The organism is Herminiimonas glaciei (genome assembly GCF_042664955.1).
GTDB lineage: Bacteria > Pseudomonadota > Gammaproteobacteria > Burkholderiales > Burkholderiaceae_D > Oxalicibacterium > Oxalicibacterium glaciei.
This window is the reverse complement of record NZ_JBHTBU010000001.1, coordinates 641,431-661,638: the sequence shown is the minus strand read 5'-3', so window position 1 is coordinate 661,638 and position 20,208 is coordinate 641,431. Positions and strand designations below refer to the sequence as shown.

At 53.1% G+C, this 20,208-nt stretch carries 20 protein-coding genes and 2 tRNA genes; 9 read left to right on the top strand and 13 right to left on the bottom strand.

The window, feature by feature from the left end:
- The first annotated feature begins 84 nt into the window (after positions 1–84).
- Entirely contained in the window at positions 85–2,322 is a 2,238-nt protein-coding gene (locus ACFQPC_RS02880; RefSeq protein ID WP_382270129.1) for a putative bifunctional diguanylate cyclase/phosphodiesterase, read from the top strand.
- Positions 2,323–2,342: 20 nt separating this feature from the next.
- On the opposite strand, the gene ACFQPC_RS02875 is transcribed toward ACFQPC_RS02880, so the two are convergent.
- Positions 2,343–4,229: an MFS transporter gene (locus ACFQPC_RS02875; RefSeq protein WP_382270128.1), complete on the bottom strand. Its 1,887-nt coding sequence runs from the start codon at positions 4,227–4,229 to the stop codon at positions 2,343–2,345.
- Positions 4,230–4,377: 148 nt separating this feature from the next.
- A complete protein-coding gene (locus tag ACFQPC_RS02870; RefSeq protein WP_382270127.1) occupies positions 4,378–4,833 on the bottom strand; it encodes a CBS domain-containing protein in 456 nt (151 codons plus the stop codon).
- Between the two features lie 234 nt (positions 4,834–5,067).
- On the opposite strand from ACFQPC_RS02870, the gene ACFQPC_RS02865 reads away from it, so the two are divergent.
- Positions 5,068–5,385 (top strand): Mpo1-like protein, encoded by a 318-nt coding sequence (locus ACFQPC_RS02865; protein WP_382270126.1) that lies wholly within the window; start codon positions 5,068–5,070, stop codon positions 5,383–5,385.
- Here ACFQPC_RS02865 and ACFQPC_RS02860 read toward each other — a convergent pair.
- Positions 5,338–6,645, bottom strand: coding sequence for a YihY family inner membrane protein (locus ACFQPC_RS02860; protein WP_382270125.1), 1,308 nt, complete (start codon positions 6,643–6,645; stop codon positions 5,338–5,340). The genes ACFQPC_RS02865 and ACFQPC_RS02860 overlap by 48 nt on opposite strands.
- 108 nt (positions 6,646–6,753) lie before the next feature.
- Between ACFQPC_RS02860 and wrbA the strand changes: the two genes are divergently transcribed.
- From wrbA to ACFQPC_RS02830, 6 genes are all read left to right on the top strand, one after another.
- Positions 6,754–7,362: an NAD(P)H:quinone oxidoreductase gene (wrbA, locus tag ACFQPC_RS02855; protein WP_382270124.1), complete on the top strand. Its 609-nt coding sequence runs from the start codon at positions 6,754–6,756 to the stop codon at positions 7,360–7,362.
- Complete coding sequence (locus ACFQPC_RS02850; protein WP_382270123.1) at positions 7,362–7,754, top strand: DUF2069 domain-containing protein; 393 nt, start codon at positions 7,362–7,364, stop codon at positions 7,752–7,754. The genes wrbA and ACFQPC_RS02850 overlap by 1 nt, the downstream gene beginning before the upstream one ends.
- Positions 7,754–9,160: an FAD-binding oxidoreductase gene (locus ACFQPC_RS02845; protein ID WP_382270122.1), complete on the top strand. Its 1,407-nt coding sequence runs from the start codon at positions 7,754–7,756 to the stop codon at positions 9,158–9,160. Before ACFQPC_RS02850 ends, ACFQPC_RS02845 begins: the two co-directional genes overlap by 1 nt.
- Positions 9,161–9,194: 34 nt before the next feature.
- Positions 9,195–9,650 carry a hypothetical protein gene (locus tag ACFQPC_RS02840; RefSeq protein WP_382270121.1) on the top strand — a complete coding sequence of 152 codons (456 nt, stop codon included), beginning with the start codon at positions 9,195–9,197 and terminating at the stop codon, positions 9,648–9,650.
- Positions 9,651–9,982: 332 nt separating this feature from the next.
- Entirely contained in the window at positions 9,983–10,201 is a 219-nt protein-coding gene (locus ACFQPC_RS02835) for a hypothetical protein (RefSeq protein WP_382270120.1), read from the top strand.
- A gap of 247 nt (positions 10,202–10,448) precedes the next feature.
- Positions 10,449–11,888 (top strand): catalase, encoded by a 1,440-nt coding sequence (locus ACFQPC_RS02830; RefSeq protein WP_382270119.1) that lies wholly within the window; start codon positions 10,449–10,451, stop codon positions 11,886–11,888.
- 41 nt (positions 11,889–11,929) lie between these two features.
- Here the strand turns inward: ACFQPC_RS02830 and ACFQPC_RS02825 are convergent, their stop codons facing one another.
- The 5 genes from ACFQPC_RS02825 to ACFQPC_RS02805 all read right to left on the bottom strand — a co-directional run bounded on the left by ACFQPC_RS02825 (position 11,930) and on the right by ACFQPC_RS02805 (position 14,150).
- The gene (locus ACFQPC_RS02825; protein ID WP_382270118.1) at positions 11,930–12,727 is read right to left on the bottom strand and encodes a fumarylacetoacetate hydrolase family protein; all 798 of its coding nucleotides are present in this window, start codon (positions 12,725–12,727) and stop codon (positions 11,930–11,932) included.
- 284 nt (positions 12,728–13,011) lie between these two features.
- On the bottom strand, positions 13,012–13,284 hold the full coding sequence (locus tag ACFQPC_RS02820) for a hypothetical protein (protein WP_049831600.1): 273 nt from the start codon (positions 13,282–13,284) through the stop codon (positions 13,012–13,014).
- 177 nt (positions 13,285–13,461) lie between these two features.
- Positions 13,462–13,538 (bottom strand) — tRNA-Arg (locus ACFQPC_RS02815).
- A gap of 124 nt (positions 13,539–13,662) precedes the next feature.
- A complete protein-coding gene (locus tag ACFQPC_RS02810) occupies positions 13,663–13,920 on the bottom strand; it encodes a hypothetical protein (protein WP_012080087.1) in 258 nt (85 codons plus the stop codon).
- A 17-nt stretch (positions 13,921–13,937) separates the two neighbouring features.
- Entirely contained in the window at positions 13,938–14,150 is a 213-nt protein-coding gene (locus ACFQPC_RS02805; RefSeq protein WP_382270117.1) for a hypothetical protein, read from the bottom strand.
- Positions 14,151–14,420: 270 nt separating this feature from the next.
- Here ACFQPC_RS02805 and ACFQPC_RS02800 point away from each other — a divergent pair, with 270 nt between their 5' ends.
- The gene (locus tag ACFQPC_RS02800) at positions 14,421–14,975 is read left to right on the top strand and encodes a hypothetical protein (RefSeq protein WP_382270116.1); all 555 of its coding nucleotides are present in this window, start codon (positions 14,421–14,423) and stop codon (positions 14,973–14,975) included.
- A 111-nt stretch (positions 14,976–15,086) separates the two neighbouring features.
- Here ACFQPC_RS02800 and ACFQPC_RS02795 read toward each other — a convergent pair.
- From ACFQPC_RS02795 to ACFQPC_RS02775, 5 genes are all read right to left on the bottom strand, one after another.
- Positions 15,087–15,163: transfer RNA gene (locus tag ACFQPC_RS02795), tRNA-Pro, on the bottom strand.
- A gap of 75 nt (positions 15,164–15,238) precedes the next feature.
- Positions 15,239–16,576, bottom strand: coding sequence for a phosphoglucosamine mutase (glmM, locus tag ACFQPC_RS02790; protein ID WP_382270115.1), 1,338 nt, complete (start codon positions 16,574–16,576; stop codon positions 15,239–15,241).
- A gap of 41 nt (positions 16,577–16,617) precedes the next feature.
- The gene (folP, locus tag ACFQPC_RS02785) at positions 16,618–17,454 is read right to left on the bottom strand and encodes a dihydropteroate synthase (RefSeq protein ID WP_382270114.1); all 837 of its coding nucleotides are present in this window, start codon (positions 17,452–17,454) and stop codon (positions 16,618–16,620) included.
- 84 nt (positions 17,455–17,538) lie between these two features.
- The gene (gene ftsH, locus ACFQPC_RS02780; protein WP_012080090.1) at positions 17,539–19,422 is read right to left on the bottom strand and encodes an ATP-dependent zinc metalloprotease FtsH; all 1,884 of its coding nucleotides are present in this window, start codon (positions 19,420–19,422) and stop codon (positions 17,539–17,541) included.
- 126 nt (positions 19,423–19,548) lie between these two features.
- A complete protein-coding gene (locus ACFQPC_RS02775) occupies positions 19,549–20,193 on the bottom strand; it encodes an RlmE family RNA methyltransferase (RefSeq protein ID WP_012080091.1) in 645 nt (214 codons plus the stop codon).
- Between the last annotated feature and the right edge of the window lie 15 nt (positions 20,194–20,208).

Genomic DNA, 20,208 nt, shown 5'->3' with positions numbered 1-20,208 from the left:
TTCTAGAAAAATCATTGCCTCAGGACAAATCGATGTGCAATATACGGTTTCCAAATCAGAATAACCAATCTCGGAGAAGGCACCATGAGCAAGTCGGTCAGCCATAGCGAGGATGACCTTGTATTTCTGGATAAAACGGTGCGTGTGTCCGGCGACTATAAAATAAATGCAAGCAAGGATGTATGGCAGGTACTGATCGTCGGCGCTGACGTCGATGTTCACTCCGCTACTACTTTTGCGCTCAACAACGTAGAAATACAGAATCGGCCTCTGGTGTTTTTGCACGCCCATTCGATGCAGCAAGCCCGGGACATTCTGGTAAAAGAAGCACATATCGCGGTGATCCTGCTGGACCTGGCCGTCGGACAGCGCGACGAAGGCCTGCAACTGGTGCATTACATACGCAATGTATTGCATCGTGCCGAAACCCGCATCATCCTGAGCACGGCCAGGCATGACGATGTTCCCACGATAGACGTCATCCAGCAGTTTGATATCAACGACTGCAAAATCAAATCCGAACTGACCCGCATCAAGCTGTACACGGTCGTCACCACCGCCATCCGCTTTTACGAACAAATCTGTACCATCAATTCGAGCAGCAGCGGCCTGGATATGATCCTGCGCGCCAGCACCGAACTGATGGCATTGCAAACCCTGGAAGAATTCGCCACCGGCGTCGTGGTACATATCTCACGCCTGCTCAACGTGCCGCCGGACGGCCTGTTCTGCGTACAGGAGCAATTGCACAATCAGGAAAACGCCTTGTTCGTGGTGGCGGCAGCTGGCCGCTTCGGCGACCTGATCAACCACCCCTTGTCGTCAATTGAAGACTTGAGCATAGATCGCACGCTGACCCGTGCCTTGAAAGAGCGACGCAATATTCATGGCAGGGAATTCAGTGCGCTGCACTTCACTGGCAATGCCTCGAGTAATTTTGCCGCCTTCTTCCGCACCGGCCGACCGTTAACCGAAATCGAACTGCGTCTGCTGGAAGTATTCTGTAGCAATATCTCGGTTGGCCTCTCGAATATCACGCTAGTCACCCGCCTGCATAATTCCGCCTTTTACGATTCGCTGACCAAGCTGCCAAATCGCACCCGCCTCAAGGAAATCATCGACGACAGCCTGTCTGCCAGCAAGGAATTACCAAGCACACTGGCACTGATCGATATCGATCACTTTGCGGAAACCAATGACACGCTGGGCCATCAATTCGGCGACCTGCTCTTGCTGTCAGTCGCCACGCGCCTGCAATCACGCCTGGGCGACAGGCTCATCGTGGCACGTGTCGGCGGCGATACCTTTGGTGTACTCGGGCATGACAGCCAGGTAAATCCGGCTGCAGTCCTCGCACAATTCGAACGGCCGTTCAGCATCGACGGCCAGGATGTACAGTTATCCGCCACGGTCGGCCTGGTGCGTTTATCCGAACACGAAGGACGCGGCGTCGAAGCCCTGAAAAATGCGCATATCGCACTCAAGCGCGCCAAGTTACAACAACGTACCGGGCACCTGTATTTCTCGCGCAATATGGGTATCGATATACGTGAGCGCGTAAATATGATGCACGCCTTGCGTACTGCATTTGAAGAACGACGTTTGTCGGTCGTCTATCAACCGCAGATTGACATGACGACGCGCCAACCGGTAGGTGCTGAAGCCTTGCTACGCTGGATGACTGAAGACGGCTCGATGATTTCGCCGAATCGCTTCATTCCGATTGCGGAATACTCGGGCCTGATCATCGAACTGGGTGAATGGGTGTTACGTCAGGCCTGCCAGGAACTGGTGCGCATACAAAGCCTCGGTTTTGCCGACTTTATGATTTCGGTCAATGTCTCACAGGTGCAATTCCGCCACCCGCATTTCCTCAACATGCTGCGCAATGCCTTGCATGACACCAATGCGCCGGCGCATTGCGTAGAGCTCGAAATCACTGAGTCGATGGCGATGGAAGAACCGGATGCATTGATCAAACTGCTGGACCAGATTACGGCTACCGGCGTCAGTATTGCGATTGACGATTTCGGTACCGGTTTCTCATCGCTCAGCCATTTGCAAAAGTTAAGCGTAGACCGTCTCAAAATCGATCGTGCCTTCGTTACTGAAATCACCGACTCTTCACGCGGCAGCAGCATAGCCGAAATGATTATCCAGCTCGGCCGCAACCTGGAACTGGATGTCATTGCCGAAGGCGTGGAAGATGAAAGACAAGCTGCCATCCTGACCGAGCTCGGCTGTCCGCTGGGCCAGGGCTATCTGTTTGCCAAGCCTATGAATGCGGAGGCATTACATAGCTGGTTAGGCACACACAAATAGACAGGCCGCCACCTGTCTTGTCACTTGCGTGCGCCGCGCAAACGGGCCACTTCCGCACGCAAAATTTCCGGTGTCACTTCGGCCGCCACCATAGGCCGGCCCACCGCCAATTCCAGTCTGCCGAATGGCCCGCTGCGGAAAGAGCGCTGGAACGGATTATCAGCGCTACGCGTCCACAAGCTGCCCCATAAACCGCGCAAGGCCATCGGAATCACCGGCACCGGTGTGCGTTCCAGTATCTTCATGATGCCGCCTTTGAATTCATTCAATTCGCCGTCATGCGTCAACTTCCCTTCCGGGAAAATACACACCAGCTCACCGCGTTCCAGTGCCCGCGCAATGCTGCCAAAAGCGGCTTCCATCACCACCGGATCTTCGCTGGCCGGCGCAATCGGAATCGCACGTACCGCTTTGAACAATGTCGACAATAAAGGGATCTTGAAAATCCGGTGATCCATCACGAAGCGCAAAGGACGCGGGCTGGCTGCCAGGATCACAATCGCATCCATATAGCTGACGTGATTGCACACCAGGATCGCTGCGCCTTCAGCCGGAATGCGCTCGCCATTGAAAGTACGCACCCGGTGCGTGCTATGCAACATCAGCCACGCCAGGAAGCGCAGCAGGAATTCCGGTACCACGGTAAAAATATACAAAGTAACCAGCGCATTCAGGATTGCCGTCACCATGAATAATTGCGGGATGCTCAAACCCAGGTTCAGCAAGACCATCGCCAGCAGCGCCGCCGCCACCATGAACACTGCATTCAGGATATTCATCCCGGCTATCGTGCGCGACATGTGCTGTGGATCGCAGCGCGTCTGTATCAGTGCAAACAGCGGCACGATGTACAAACCGCCAAAGACCCCGATCAGCAGGCAGTCCAGCAGGATACGTATGCTGCCCTGCTGTTGCACAAAACCGGCAATATCGACCAGGCTGGTATTGGTGTAACTGCCGCTCGCCAGGAACAGGTCAAAGCCAAAGATCGTCAAACCTATCGCGCCAAATGGCACCAGGCCGATTTCAACCTTGTGTCCGGACAGGCGCTCGCACAACAAGGAACCGGTACCTATACCAAGTGAAAAAATCGTCAGCAACAAGACAAAAATACCGTGGTCGCCATGCAAATATTCTTTCGCATAGAGCGGGAATTGCGCCAGCAGTATTGCGCCGTAAAACCAGAACCAGGAGTTCGCCAGCATTGACAGAAAAACCGGGCGGTTCTGTTTGGAGTAACGAATATTGCGTACCGTTTCGGTCGCCAGATTCCAGTTGATTTTCAGCTCGGGGGCCGGGGCCGGTGACAGCGGAATCGCGCGACTGGCGAGCCAGCCGGCGCAGGCAATCGCAATCGTGCCGCCCGCCACCAATTCAACGCCCCATGGCTTGTGCAAGACCAGCACGGCACCCAATACTTCACCCAGCAAGATACCGACAAAGGTACCCATCTCGACCAGGCCGTTACCGCCGACCAATTCATTCGGCGCCAGTTTTTGCGGCAGGTAGGCATACTTCACCGGACCGAATAAAGCCGAGTGCAAACCCATACCGGCAACAGCGGCTATCAGCAACCATAAGTCCTGCCGCATCCAGCCCACTGCCGCCATCAACATGATCGCGATTTCCAGCAATTTGATATACCGCACGAGACCGGATTTTTCAAACTTGTCGGCCAGTTGCCCGGCAATCGCCGAAAACAAAACAAAAGGCAGGATAAACAAACCCGGGATCAGGTTATTCAGGAAGCCCCGATCCATCGTGGTCCAGCTCAAGGCTTCAAACGTCAGCACTGTCAGCAATGCCGTTTTGAAGACATTGTCGTTAAACGCGCCAAAAAACTGCGCCCAGAAAAATGGCGCGAAACGCCTTTGTGCGAGCAACTTGAATTGGCTGGGTTTACTCATGGGTATCCATTTATTGGTTCAGGAATGCGAACGCATCGCATGCTACGCGCGCTCAATATCACGCGATTGTAAGGGATACAGATGACAAAAAGCCGCACGCGCATCCAAACGGATACGCGAACGGCTTTTCAGGTGACGAGCGTGCTGCTTAACCGTCTTGTTCGTTCGCGACTGCCGGCCAATCCTGGATATAGGATTTCAGCATTTTATTTTCAAAGCTTTGCGCTTCGAGTACAGCCTTCGCCACGTCATAGAAAGAGATGACCCCGACCAGGACTTTTCCATCCAGTACCGGGACATAACGCGCGTGCTTTTCCAGCATTAGCCGTCGCACCTCATTGATCTCGGCATCGGATGTAATCGTCATCGGATGTTTATCCATATAACGACGCACGGTATCGCTACCTACCGCGCCACCATTCTGATGGATGGTCGCCATGACTTCGCGAAAAGTCAGCATGCCGATCAGATTGCCCGCCTCCATCACAACCAGGGAACCGATGTCTTTTTCCGCCATTGCATTGACTGCGTCGAGCATCGGACTATCTGGTGTCACCGTGAAGAGAATGTTTCCTTTTACTTTAAGTATTTCGGATACTTTCATGGGACCGTCCTCAAGAGTTATGGTTGTACTTCGGACACTTCCAATGTAGCTCAAGCCTTGGAAAAAATCCACCATAGCATCTTTAAATGCGATAAACGGATGACACCCACGGAAAAGTCGATTTTCCCCGCTTATTGTGCATATGCCGTCCTCTTTCATGCCCTACGCCAATAAGCCTTGCATAGTCATAAGGCGAGGACTACCCTGAAGTGATAGAAGCCACAGGAGGCCGTCATGAGTGTCATTGCACAAAAGACGTATCAATCGTTTCCGGAGTTCTATGCGGCTTATCTGACAGGTCATTCCGACCGCAGGTCACGCCAGCTGCATTTCCTCGGCTCAACGCTCGCGATTATTTTCCTGGCCGCACTGGCACTGAGCGGGAATCTCTGGTGGCTGCTGGCTGCGATCCTGTCGTTTTATGGACTGGCATGGATAGGCCATTTCGGTTTTGAAAAAAATCGGCCCAGCTCACTTAAACAGCCGCTGTATTCCTTTGCAGGATCATGGCTGATGTACTGGCAAATGCTGACCGGGCAAATCTCTTTCTGAGCTTTCCCGGAAGTAGTTTGCCAGCGACTGGTACAAGCCCTGCTCGACCGCGCATTCCACCTTCTTCGCCAGCATTTCATTGCCGGTGGCGTCGAATACAAATACGCGATACACATCGGCCAGCGTCAGGTACTCCGGATTCGCCAGCAAGACCCAGCGATCCAGGCCGTCGGTGATGCGCTTGCCCCATTGCATGCGCTTCGGTCCTTCCGACTTGAGGCGTGCCACCCAACCTGCATCCAGCATTTTCTCCAGCAAGGCTTCCGATTCATCGAAGCCGAGCTGGGTCCGGTCACGCAGTAATTTGGTATCGACCACCGCCGAGTCGGCCGATGCCCGCGCTTCGTACAAGACCGCCATCAAGGCCATCGCATCGACGAAGGCACTGCCGGGTTGCGGCACATGCCACCAGCGCTCGTACTTCACAATCGGCAAGGCCGCCGTTACCACGGCCCCGGCCAGGGTAATCAGCCAGCCCAGATACACCCACACCAGGAAAATAGGAAAAGCGGCGACCGCACCGTACACCACGGTATAGGTCGGCACCTTGATGACGAAAGCGGCAAACAGGCGTTTGACGATTTCAAAGGCAATCGCCGCCAGCAAGCCACCGATCACCGCATCGCGCCACTCCACCAGGCGATTCGGCACGACGATATACAGCGATGTAAACGCCACCATGCTCAGCAGGATGGAGATGGAGGTGTAAAACACCGCGCCCACAAACGGCACGCCGCGTACCACGCCATCAGTCGCGGTAAACAGGTAAGAGGTAAAAGTCATCGACGCGCCGATCAGCAACGGCCCCAGTGTCACAATGGCCCAATACACCAGGATGCGCTGCATGATAGGACGCTTGGTTTTGACGCGCCAGATCTGGTTGAATACACGATCTATCATCAGCATCATCGCGACCGCCGTCACGATCAGGGCGACGGCACCGAAAGCCGATAGCCGCGTCGCCTTGCTGGAAAACTGTGTCAGGTAACCGAGGATGGTATTGGCAATACCCTTGGGCATCAGGTTATGCACGAAATAGGCTTCCAGCGAAGTGCGGAAAGTATTGAACAGCGGGAAGGTGGTGAAGATCGCCAATGCGATGGTCAGGATAGGTACCAGCGCCAGCACCGTGGTGAACGTCAGGCTGCCTGCCACTTGCGGCAGGCGCTCTTCAGTCAGGCGGCGCGCCGCAAATTGAAAGAGATTACGGACCTGGGACCAGGTCAGTTCGCGAAAAAAAGGGACGATGGCTAGCTTCATGCAGTGCGTGTGAGTGTATTCTTAGCCGGACAGCGTGGGCGCAGAATTACGCCAGCGAACAACCATCCAGCATTTAAGATGCTTATAAAGCACCCTATAATACCAAGCATGAACACTGCCAAGCTCCCTATTCTCGTTTTGTACTACTCGCGCCACGGCTCGACCCGCAAACTGGCCGAACTGATAGGACAGGGTATAGACAGCGTGCCCGGCTGTGAAGCCCGCCTGCGCACGGTCCCTGCCGTCTCCACCGTCACCGAGGCGACCGAGCCGGAAGTGCCGAATGAAGGCGCGCCTTATGTCGAGCTGCAAGACCTGGAAGAGTGTGCCGGCCTCGCGCTGGGCTCCCCTACCCGCTTCGGCAATATGGCATCCGCGATGAAGTATTTCTGGGATGGCACCAGTGCGCAATGGCTGTCCGGCGCACTGAACGGCAAACCCGCTTGCGTATTCACCTCTACCGGCAGTTTGCACGGAGGCCAGGAGTCGACCCTGCTCTCGATGATGCTGCCCTTGCTGCATCACGGCATGCTGGTACTTGGCATTCCTTATACCCAGCCGGAATTGATGACCACCAGCAGCGGCGGCACACCCTACGGTGCCTCGCACTGGTCAGGAGTGAGCGGCAACCAGCCGATTTCCGCTGACACCCGTGCACTTGCCATCGCGCTCGGCCAGCGCCTGGCGCAAACCACCGTCAAATTGCGGAGCGCCTGATGCAAAGCCAGGGGCAAAAAATCCTCCACATGGGTGCGCTCGGCAGCCTGCTGGCCCTGATCGTCCTGTGCATTGCGTGGGAAATGGTATTGGCACCGATACGCCCGAACGGCTCATGGCTGGTATTGAAGGTCATCCCGCTGCTGATTCCCTTGCACGGTATCTGGAAACGCAATCTGTATACGATGCAATGGTCATCCATGCTGATCCTCCTGTTCTTCGCCGAAGGCATCGTGCGCGGCATGAGCGACACCGGCCTGTCCGCGATACTGGGCTGGATCGAAGTCGGCCTGGTGCTGGTCTTCTTTAGCTGCGTCGTCCTGTATTTGCGCCCTTACAAAAAGGCCGCGAAGGCCCTCACCAAACAGGCGCTGCAGAAAGCCGCCAAATAATGGACGCCTTCCTCGATGCCTGCCGTCGCGCGATAGGCGCAACGCATGTATTGACCGAGGCTGCAGACACCGCCCCCTACCTGACCGACTGGCGACGTCGTTTTACCGGCAAGGCATGCGCCGTACTCAAGCCGGCCGATACACAGGAACTCGCGACGCTGGTGCGCCTGTGCAATGAATATAAAGTGCCGATGGTGCCGCAAGGCGGCAATACCGGCCTGGTACTGGGTGGCATACCGGATGACAGTGGCACGGCTGCCATCCTCTCGCTGACACGCGTCAATCGCATCCGCCAGATAGATCCGGTCAACAACACCATCACCGTCGAAGCCGGTTGCATCCTGAAGAACATCCAGGCCGCGGCCGGCGATGCCGCCCGACTATTTCCACTATCGCTGGCAGCCGAAGGCAGCTGCACCATAGGCGGCAATCTGTCGACCAATGCCGGCGGTACTGCAGTCCTGCGTTATGGCAACACCCGCGAACTCTGCCTCGGCCTAGAGGTCGTGACACCGCAAGGCGATATCTGGAATGGCTTGCGTGGCTTGCGCAAAGACAATACCGGCTACGATTTGCGTGACCTGTACATAGGAGCGGAAGGCACATTGGGTTTCATCACTGCCGCGGTACTCAAACTCTACCCGCAACCCAAAGCGCAACTCACCGCACTCGCTGCACTGCGTACGCCGGATGATGCATTACGCCTGCTGTCACTCGCGCAAAGCCATTGCGTCTCGGCACTGACCGGTTTCGAATTGATGTCGGGCTTTTGCCTCAGGCTGGTCAATCGACACTTCCCGGATATGCGCCCGCCGTTTGCGGAAGAGCATCCCCAATATGTATTGCTGGAGCTATCCGATAGCGAATCGGAAGAACATGCGCAAACCATGCTTGAGCATGTGATCAGCACAGCCATGCAACAAGACCTTATCCAGGATGCGATAGTCGCCAGGTCGATTGCGCAATCGCAGGCAATCTGGGACATCCGTGAACATATTCCATTGGCGCAAGCAGTCGAAGGCAAGAACATCAAACACGATGTCTCCATCCCGATCTCGCGCATAGGCGACTTTATCCGCACTACCGATGCATTACTGCAGCAGGCCTTCCCGGGTGCGCGCATGGTGACCTTCGGTCATCTGGGTGACGGCAATCTGCATTACAACGTCGCGCATCCGGAGCAGGAAACCGACCAGAGTTTTCTGCAAAAACAAACCGCGGTTAATCGCGTCGTACATGACAGCGTGCATCAACATGGCGGGTCCATCTCCGCTGAACACGGCATAGGCGCGTTGAAACGCACCGAAATCCTGCGTTACAAGTCGGATGTGGAAATGCAATTAATGCGCAGCATCAAACAGGCACTCGATCCCTTGAATTTGATGAATCCGGGCAAGCTCATCTAAAGTGGCAAGGTCACCCTAGACCTGCGAGTTTGCCATGCCGTCCCTGCTGTTATCGGTTTTCCTTCTCTTCATTTCCTTTCCTGCGCTGGCAATCTACAAATGTGAATCCGGCGGAAAAATCAGTTATAGCGATCTGCCTTGTACTGATACCCGGGCAAATAGCAAAGTCCAAAGAATCGCTATCCCTGCTGCGCCACCCGATAGCCATGTTGCGCAAGAAAAATTGATGCAGGATAAAAAAATTTTGCAGGCGATAGAAGCTGATCGGCGCAAAGAAAAAACCAGCGCGGAAAAAGAACGCCAGCGGAGGTACAGGGAACAGGAAAACAAGAGGAAGCGTTGCGCCAGCCTGGAACAACGTGCGCGCTGGGCGCAGGAAAATGCGGTTCGTACCAATATCAAGAACATGTCGCGCGAACGACGCAAGGCACAACGCGCCACGGAAAAATATGAACTGGAATGTGGCAAGGAAATTCCCGTCATGCAGTAAAAACATGCGGATCAAGACGAATTTGATCCATGTCAAACTGCGGTCACATAGCCTTGTTACGATACGTCCTTGCTCACCAAGAGTGGGCATGCCTTAGGGCCATTTAAGCAATGGTCGCTACTACCGGCGCTGGCGGTCGGGAAATATACCAGCACCAATACTGAAGACCTGCTGTCCTGCATGTTTTCCCAACTGAACGATGGCTCCTGCGCGATGCCCTATGCTGATACCACAATCGCATTGTGGTATAACATTGACGTAACACTTCTTCGGCCAGTCTTGTAAACAGCTGTCACGAAACCCGCTGCTCACCCCACCTATCAGGAGGCTTCATGAAAAGCATTGAAGAGTTCAACGTCAAAAGTCCATCCGGCAATGTCGTGATTTTGCAAAATATCGGCAAAGGCCGAACCTACTTGGATTTCGGCAGCACCAAACTCCCGCCTGACTTCATCGGCTACCGCGTCAAGTACACGGATAAAGTTGCAGAACCACAAAAAGACGGCACCTTCAAAATCAAGGGTAGCCCTGATAGCTACAGCCGGATCTAGATAACAGCACGCGACCTTAAGATACCGCTAGGTTATCGACAAGGTCGCAAACACCTCCTCAAAGCACCTCGTTCCTGCATTGCCGCAATGCTTGCAGCCGGACTCTGTACGCGCTGTTCAAATGCATGTTTTCTACAGCCAAAAGATATATAAATACCCCTACTGGCAGTGATAGAATCAAACGGCATTTCTACTGCAATCCGGATTTCCTACCTAAGTACCACCCGTACATATCAAGGAGGTTTCTATGTCAGATAAGAAAAAGCTCACCACCATCGGTGGCGCGCCGGTCCCCGATAATCAAAACGTCCTGACTGCCGGTCCACGCGGACCACAACTGCTGCAAGATGTCTGGTTCCTGGAAAAACTCGCCCACTTTGACCGTGAAGTCATTCCGGAACGACGCATGCATGCGAAAGGCTCAGGCGCTTTCGGCACCCTCACCATCACGCATGACATCACGAAATACACCAAGGCCAAGATCTTTTCCCAGATAGGGAAAAAAACCGAGCTCTTCATGCGCTTCTCTACAGTGGCAGGGGAACGCGGTGCTGCCGATGCGGAACGCGATATTCGCGGCTTTGCCATCAAGTTCTATACCGAAGAAGGCAACTGGGATCTGGTCGGCAACAACACGCCGGTATTTTTCTTCCGTGATCCGCTAAAATTTCCTGACCTCAACCATGCGGTCAAACGCGATCCGCGCACCAATTTGCGCAGCGCGAAAAATAACTGGGATTTCTGGAGCTCCCTGCCGGAAGCCTTGCACCAAGTCACCATCGTCATGAGCGATCGCGGCATCCCCGCTTCCTATCGCCATATGCATGGCTTCGGCTCACATACCTTCAGCTTCATCAGCCCGTCGAATGAACGCTTTTGGGTCAAATTCCATTTCAAGACGCAACAAGGCATTAAGAACCTCACCGATGCTGAAGCAGCCGCACTGGTTGGCTCGGACCGCGAAAGCGCCCAGCGTGACCTCTACGACGCGATAGAAAAGAAAGATTTCCCGCGCTGGACCATGTCGGTGCAAATCATGCCGGAGAAAGATGCTGAAAAAGTCCCCTACCATCCATTCGACCTGACCAAGGTATGGCCCAAAGGTGACTACCCGCTGATAGAAGTCGGTGTGCTGGAACTCAATCGCAATGCAGATAATTATTTTGCCGATGTGGAACAGGCTGCCTTCAATCCTGCCAATGTCGTGCCCGGCATCAGCTTCTCACCGGACCGCATGCTGCAGGGCCGCTTGTTTTCCTATGGCGATGCGCAACGCTACCGACTCGGTGTGAACCACTACCAGATCCCGGTCAATACGCCGAAGTGTCCCTTCCATGCCTTCCACCGTGATGGCGCAATGCGGGTAGACGGTAATCACGGCAGCACCTTGCATTACGAACCGAATAGCTACGGTGAATGGCAGGAACAACCTGACTTCCGCGAACCGCCACTGGCGATTAATGGTGCTGCCGATCACTGGAATTTCCGTAACGATGACGACGACTACTATTCGCAGCCGCGTGCCTTGTTCAAGCTAATGAATCAAACGCAGCGCCAGGCATTGTTCGATAACACCGGACGTGCAATGGGAGATGCGCCGCTAGAAATCAAAAAGCGTCACGTAGAGAATTGTACGAAATGTGATCCGGCTTATGGTGCCGGCGTGGCCAAAGCATTAGGCCTGTGAGATATAGCCGGGCAATATGAAAATATTGCCCGGTAACTTGCTTATACGACTTTCAGTGTGATGTTGGGCAGGCGATCAATATGCCCTTCCATGATGTCGCCACGGACGACTGGACCGACATTTTCCGGGGTACCGGAATAAATAATATCGCCCGGCATCAACTCAAAGGCTTTCGACAAATTACTGATTTGCTCGGCAACCGACCAGATCATCTGCTTCAAATCGGCGCTTTGCTTCACCTGGCCATTCACCTTCAGCCAGATCTTGCCTTCAGTAAAATTGCCGATGCTGGCAACCGGATGCAAAGGGCCGATAGGAGCCGACATATCGAAGCTCTTGCCGATTTCCCACGGCTTTTCTTCCTTCTTCATCGCAGCCTGCAAATCACGGCGTGTCATATCCAGGCCGATCGCGTAACCAAAGACGTGCTGCAGCGCATTTTCGACCGAGATATTCTTGCCGCCCTTATTAATCGCAGCGACCAGCTCAATCTCATAGTGGTAATTCTTGGTCAGGGTCGGATATGGATGATCGACTACCTTACCTGGCGCAACGTATTGAATCGCGTCGCTCGGCTTTTGGAAAAAGAAAGGTGGTTCACGTGTAGGATCCGAGCCCATTTCACGTGCATGCGCTGCGTAGTTACGTCCTATGCAGTAAATACGACGCACCGGGAATTGTTCATTGCTGCCGACAATAGGAATAGTCGGTTGCGCGACTGAGAAAATTGCATTGCCTTCCTTACCGCCTGAACTGCGAGGTGCCGCGCAACCTGTTACTGCACCGACCGTCATTAAACCTGCTGCCTGAAGCATTCCACGTCTACTTATTTTAGTCATGTTGTCTCCTCAATCCACTTGGGTTATATCGCGATATGGCAAGTAATCGATGCTGGCCCAGCCGACCAGTCATCCGAGCTCTCCATATATCAAATATATACAAGTTAATGTCTGAAAGATACGCAGTGTGTTTAAAAAATTCGCTTTCGTACACACTCGTCATGCGTCAACAAATCGCCGGAAATACCCAGACTGCTAACAACTGTAAAAGAGAAGCACCGACACGAAAAAAGCCCTATGCTCTTGCAAGCACAGGGCCGGAATTTTTCAGACAGGCAATACGCTCAGCGCGATGCGACGCGGCGGTCACCCTTCCTGCGGCAAGGAAACTCCAGTACCGCATCGCCACCTGTCGAAGGTACACGACGTGTATTGGAAAGGATTTGGCCGACGTATTGCATATCCCGTTCTATGCTGGACACCCGCTCCACTTTTTCTTCGGACAGTGCCAGCGCGACGAGGGATTGCAAAGCCTTGGTATAGAGTTGTTCGTCATGCTGTTTCAGCTGACAGAAAGCACGCGCCAACTCACTGATTGCCTGGTCGATGCGATTCATGATGGTACTCGCGACAGTCAAGGATGATAAATACGCTATCACTATTGAATATCGAGCTCTGTTAGCTACCTCACTTAAGGCTGCGGTATTTTATGTGTGGACACACAGCACCCAAAGCAAATGCAATGTTTGCGGCAAAGGATTGCGCGGCGAATTGGCTGGAGAAAAGAATGGAATTGGCCTGCCCAACAGGAATCGAACCTGTGACCCTCAGCTTAGAAGGCTGATGCTCTATCCAACTGAGCTATGGGCAGAATATGACGGGAGTGGCCCGTGATGCGGAAAGCCAGGACCGTCAAACGGTACCTGCCTAAAGGTGCTGCATTATGCCTTTTTTACGCCACTCTTTCAATGACGGCCTGGCCCGACACCCTCGACCTAACTATCCTTGCGTAGCTCATCTACCAGTTCGTAGCCACGGGAAAAGCCAGCCTCCAACGCTTCTTCCGCAGTATCGTAATCCGCATCGTCACCCGACTCGGCGGCCAATTCACTTTCAGCCGAAGCATCCACACCCGGCTCGCATATGCGTACCGTGTAATCCCATAGCTGCGGTGGGTCTTCTTTTCGTATAGCCGTGACATGCACTTCGAGCCCCTGATACAACTCGGTACTCCAGTTTTGCTGCTTTTCCATAAAAACCTCCCAAGGTTTTAATTGATTGAAGCTACAGCCTTACGTGGTGATTTCGGATCGTCAATTTCAGGATTTGGCGAAGGGACCGGATCTTCCTGTGGCACCGGATGTTCTCCCGGCAAAGGATCCTCTATCGGTTCCGGCACTGGTGCGGTATGTGCAGACAAAGGAAGATGCTGTACGCGATTCGATAATGAGGACAAGCTGCGATTCGGAATCATACTCAACATGATGTGCATCCTTTACGGTTAGGCTGATGAAATCCGTTCATGCACATTGGAATGACAAACGATCAATAAGATCCGTTTGCAGGAAATCATGTGCAAAAAAATCAGGGCGAGCTTTGAAACGTAAATCGAGATGCGCGGAAAATACAGCACTTATTTCCCAGGACATTAGAAGATAATAGACGAAAAAGACTTATGGATCAGCTTAGCCCTTTAATCTCCGACAGGAACAAAGAGACTTGAAGATTGAGACCTTCCTCGACACAATCAGACATGAGAAAAATTAAAACATATCTTCCATTATTTCTTATCCCGACCCTAACTGCCTGTTTCCCTGTAAGTGAAGAAGCCTATCTTCCCACAGTGACCGAAGGTCGAACCTATCAGACACGCTGCGGAGTCGTTGGCCCTAATTCTGGCGTAGAGTTTCAATTTGATACTGTCAAAGTACAAGTGCAACAAGGTGGAACTCTGGTCGAGTTATTGGTACCAGCAGAGAAAGTCGCTCAATTCGAATCCGAGGTTGGCATCTTAAGCTCCCCGGCGTCGCCCCTTCCCATTCAGCTTAAGGCTATGGGAACAACTGTGTACTTACCTGGGGCCAAAACCTCAACAAAAGTAAAAACATTAGCCCCCATGGCCGGTGGAGTCGCCTCTAAAACCATGCACTATTTACGCTATTCGACACGCTTTGGAACCGGACAAAAATTGCCTGATGAATTTGATTTGACCTTGCCATCAGTCAAAATCAATGAAGTGGTCTTCCCTATCCCGAAAATCCACTATAAACGCCAACGTATTACCAGCATGATGCCGATTAATTGCTGACAGCTGTTTTGAATCCTGTATGGGGATCAGGACAATGATGCAGAATGTTTCGGGCAAAGAAAAAGGACTTAGAAGTTTTAGCTTCTAAGTCCTTAATTTACTACTAAATTCTGGTCGGAGTACAAGGATTCGAACCTTGGACCCCCTGGTCCCAAACCAGGTGCGCTACCGGGCTGCGCTACACTCCGAAAGAAAGAGATAATACTGAATATTCAGGGATTGGTCAATGGCTAAAATGCTTTAACTTCAATAATTTTATAAATTTATTTACTCAGTTTGGCCGCAATCCGTCGTGCCATTTTATCAGCGATATCGGCGTCTTTGGCCTCTACCATGACGCGGATTAAAGGCTCGGTGCCGGAGGCGCGAATCAGCACCCTGCCCTTGTCGCCCAGCTCGGCTTCAACTGCTTCTTTTTCGGCCAGTAATTCCTTGTTTTTCTTCCAGTCAAAACCCGGTTCGACTTTCACATTAATCAAGGTTTGCGGGAACATTTCGATATCCTGCGTCAATTCCGCCAGGCTTAAGCCGCTGCGCTTCAAAGCTGACAGGATTTGCAGGGCAGAAACAATGCCATCACCGGTAGTATGCTTGTCCAGGCACAGCATGTGGCCGGAACCTTCGCCGCCTACTTGCCAGCCGCGTTCGCGCAAAACTTCCAGCACATAGCGATCACCGACGTTTGCACGTGCAAAGCCTATACCCATTTCCTTGAACGCGACTTCGAGCGCCATATTCGTCATCAGCGTACCAACCGCGCCTTCGATCGGTCGCACCCGCATACGATCCTTGACCATGATGTACAAGAGCTCGTCACCGTTATACACACGACCCGCCGCATCGACTATCAACAAGCGGTCCGCATCACCGTCGAGGGCAATGCCGAGATGTGCCTGGTTCGCGCGCACGGCTTCGACCAGGGCTGCAGGTGCGGTCGCACCATAACCTTCATTGATATTGAAACCGTTCGGCTGGTTGCCAATTGCAATCACTTCCGCGCCGAGCTCATGGAATACGTCTGGCGCAATATGATAGGCCGCACCGTGCGCGCAATCGACTACCAGCTTGGTACCGCGCAAATCGAGTTCATTCGGGAAGGTGCTTTTGCAAAATTCAATATAGCGTCCGCGTGCATCATCCAGGCGTTTCGCACGCCCCAGTTTTTCAGATGCGACGCAAGACATGGGCTCATTCAATGCAGCTTCAATTTCCAGTTCGATCGTATCCGGTAATTTATTGCCGGAGGCCGAAAAGAATTTGATGCCGTTGTCTTCGTATGGATTGTGCGATGCGGAAATCACGACGCCGGCCGACAAACGCAAAGCGCGTGTCAGGTAGGCAATCGCCGGGGTCGGCATAGGGCCGGCCAGCATGACATCCACTCCTGCTGCAGAAAAACCCGCTTCCAATGCCGCTTCCAGCATATAGCCGGAAATACGGGTGTCCTTGCCTATCAGGACAACCGGGCGGCTGCTTGCCTTGCGTGATTTGGTCAACACGGTACCGGCTGCATAGCCGAGGCGCATCACGAAATCCGGTGTAATTGGGGAAGTACCTACTTTGCCGCGCACGCCGTCGGTGCCGAAATATTGTCGTGTCATTTTTGTTTTTCTAAGTTTGTCTTTTAAGTTTGATCCTGCAATCAGGATACTGCCTGCCAAACCCTCAATGCGTCTACTGTTTCCGCTACATCGTGCACACGCACGATACGTGCGCCATGTGCAACAGCTGCTAACGCACCGGCCAGGCTGCCGGCCATGCGTTGCTCCACCGGTTTGTCCGTCAGTGCACCTATCATCGTCTTACGCGACAGGCCGATCAGGATCGGTGAATGCAGCACAGCTTGCAATTCGGCAGTATTTTTCAATAAGGCGATGTTGTGTGCAAGCGTTTTCCCAAAACCGAGGCCCGGGTCTATACATATACGCTCACGCGCAATACCCGCCTGCTCCATCAGACCGATACGATCACGTAAAAATTCCCGGACTTCAGCCACGACATCATCATATTCTGGTTGCAGCTGCATACTTTGCGGATCATTTTGCATATGCATGACGCACAAGCCACAATCCGAGTCTGCCACTGCCTGCAACGCACCCGGCGCACGGAAGCCGTTGATGTCATTGATCATATCGGCACCGGCGGCGATGGTTTCGCGCATGACTTCCGGTTTGTAGGTGTCTATCGACAAGGGCTTGCCGCAATCACGCAAGGCATACACCAGCGGCATCACGCGATCCAGCTCATCCTTGAGGGAAACCGCCAGCGAACCCGGGCGGCTCGACTCACCGCCGATATCGATGATATCGACTCCCGCCGCTATCATTTCTTCCGCGTGCGACAAGGCCGTATCCAGCATGTGGTACTTGCCACCATCGGAAAAGGAATCAGGGGTAATGTTCAGGATACCCATCACTAGGGGACGCGCAGCGGCGTCTACGGAAAGGCGGTAACGACCGCATTGCAGGTGAGTTTGCATTGTTTTGTAGGGACAAATAAAAAGGGGTGAGGATTTCTCCCCACCCCTGTATTAAAACATGTTCGTCAGATCCGCAGTGATCTATCAGGCCGGTGCAGTTGCAGTAGGCGCGACATCAGTTGGATTGTCAGGCGGATTGCGGCGTACAGGAATACCAGCCTTAGGTGGACGCGGTTCACGCCCTTCCATGATGTCGTTGATCTGATCCGAATCGATGGTTTCCCAGTCCAGCAGGGTTTTCGCCATCAATTCAACCTTATCGCGATTCTCTTCTATCAGTTTGCGCGACAACGCATACTGCGTGTCGAGGATCGTACGGATTTCGGTATCGACCTTTTGCTGCGTTGCTTCCGACACCGTCTTGGCAGACGAACGTCCGAAGTAAGCGTCTTGCTCGGTATCTTCGTAAACCATGGTACCCAGGCTTTCCGACATACCGTAACGCGTCACCATCGCACGCGCCAGTTTGGTCGCACGCTCAAAGTCATTCGAAGCGCCGGTCGACATCTGGTGCATAAACACTTCTTCTGCAATACGGCCACCGAACAGGATCGAAATTTCTTCCAGCATCTTGTCCTTGTACATATTGACGCGGTCATGCTCAGGCAACTGCCAGGTCAGGCCGAGCGCAAAGCCACGCGGCATGATGGTGACCTTATGCACCGGATCAGCCTTAGGCAAGAGCTTCGCCACTACTGCATGGCCGGACTCATGGTAAGCCGTGTTGCGACGTTCTTCTTCACGCATGACAGCCGATTTACGCTCAGGGCCCATGACGATCTTGTCCTTGGCATCCTCGAAGTCCTGCATCTCAACCAGACGCTTGTTACGGCGTGCGGCAAACAAGGCTGCTTCGTTGACCAGGTTGGCCAGGTCGGCACCGGAGAAACCAGGTGTACCACGCGCCAGGATATCGGCCTGCACATCGGTACCAATAGGTACTTTACGCATGTGGACCAGCAAGATCTGCTCACGACCACGGATGTCAGGCAAGCCGACGATCACTTGGCGGTCGAAACGACCCGGGCGCAACAAGGCTTTATCGAGTACGTCAGCACGGTTGGTGGCTGCAATCACGATCACGCCTGCATTCGGCTCAAAGCCGTCCATCTCAACCAGCATCTGGTTCAGGGTCTGTTCGCGCTCATCGTTACCGCCACCCATACCGGCACCACGGTGACGACCGACCGCATCGATCTCATCGATAAAGATGATACAAGGTGCATGTTTTTTTGCATTGTCGAACATATCGCGCACACGGGATGCGCCGACACCGACAAACATTTCAACGAAATCCGAACCGGAAATCGTGAAGAAAGGTACTTTTGCTTCGCCTGCAATCGCACGCGCCAGCAAGGTTTTACCGGTACCCGGAGGACCAACCATCAGCACGCCGCGCGGGATACGGCCGCCCAGTTTCTGGAAGCGGGTAGGATCGCGCAGGAAATCAACCAGTTCGCCGACTTCTTCTTTTGCTTCATCGCAACCAGCGACGTCGGCAAAAGTGACCGGGTTATTGGTGTCATCCAGCATGCGCGCCTTCGACTTGCCGAACGAGAATGCCCCGCCCTTGCCGCCGCCCTGCATCTGGCGCATGAAGAAGATCCAGACGCCGATCAGTAACAGCATCGGGAACCAGGAAATGAATACTTGGGACAGGAAGGATTGTTCTTCCGGTTGTTTAACGTCGAATTTCACGCCGTTATTAACCAGATCACCGACCAGGCCGCGATCCAGGTAAGTAATCGCGGATTTGATTTTTTTGCCGTCGGTCGTAGTCGCAACAATGCTGCGATCTTCGATCGTCGCTTCCTTGATGCGTTTACTTTTTACTTCGTCCAGGAAATCCGAGTAGGCGACCGCCGTAGCCGAGCCCGACGCGGTACGTCCGTCGAACTGTTTGAATACGGTGAAAAGAACCATCCCGATGACCACCCATATGGCGGCCTTGGAAAACATATTGTTCACTAAAACTCCTTGGACACAGATCGCGTCTTTTTACTAAAATTATAAGTTCGATTCTACTCGTAATACTCAAGGCTTGCAGTAACGGATATCAGGCTAAAAACGCTATTAACAAGGGTTAATTCCTCATTAAAGCGGATTTTTCAGGGTTTTTCCAAGTAAAAAGATCTCGGACGATTTGTCACGGCTGGCTTTTGGCTTCTTTTGTACGACCGTTTTGAATTCGTCCCTGAATTTTTCCACTATATAGCTATATCCGGAACCATTAAAGCACTTTACCAGCAAGGAGCCCGAAGGTTTCATATGATGTTGCGTAAAATCAATTGCCAAATCGATCAAATCGATCATACGCGCAGCATCAGCAACGGCGATACCGGATAAATTGGGTGCCATATCCGATATCACAAGGTCAACCTTACGCCCCTGCAGTACCTGCTCCAGCTGTTCCAGCACTTCCTGTTCGCGGAAATCGCCCTGTATAAAGTGGACATCGGCGATCGGCTCCATCGGCAACATGTCGAGGCCGATGATGGTGCCATTGATACCGCCCCCTACGCTGCCCGACAGTTTGTTGCGGACATATTGCGACCAACTCCCAGGTGTCGCCCCCAAATCGACAATAATCTGACCCGGTTTGATCAGTTTCTCGGTTTCGTCGATTTCTTTCAGTTTGTAGACCGCACGGGCGCGATAGCCTTCTTTCTGCGCCAGCTTCACATACGGGTCGTTAATATGGTCATGCAGCCAGTTTTTGTTTAATTTGTTCTTTGCCATTCGCGTAGAATACTA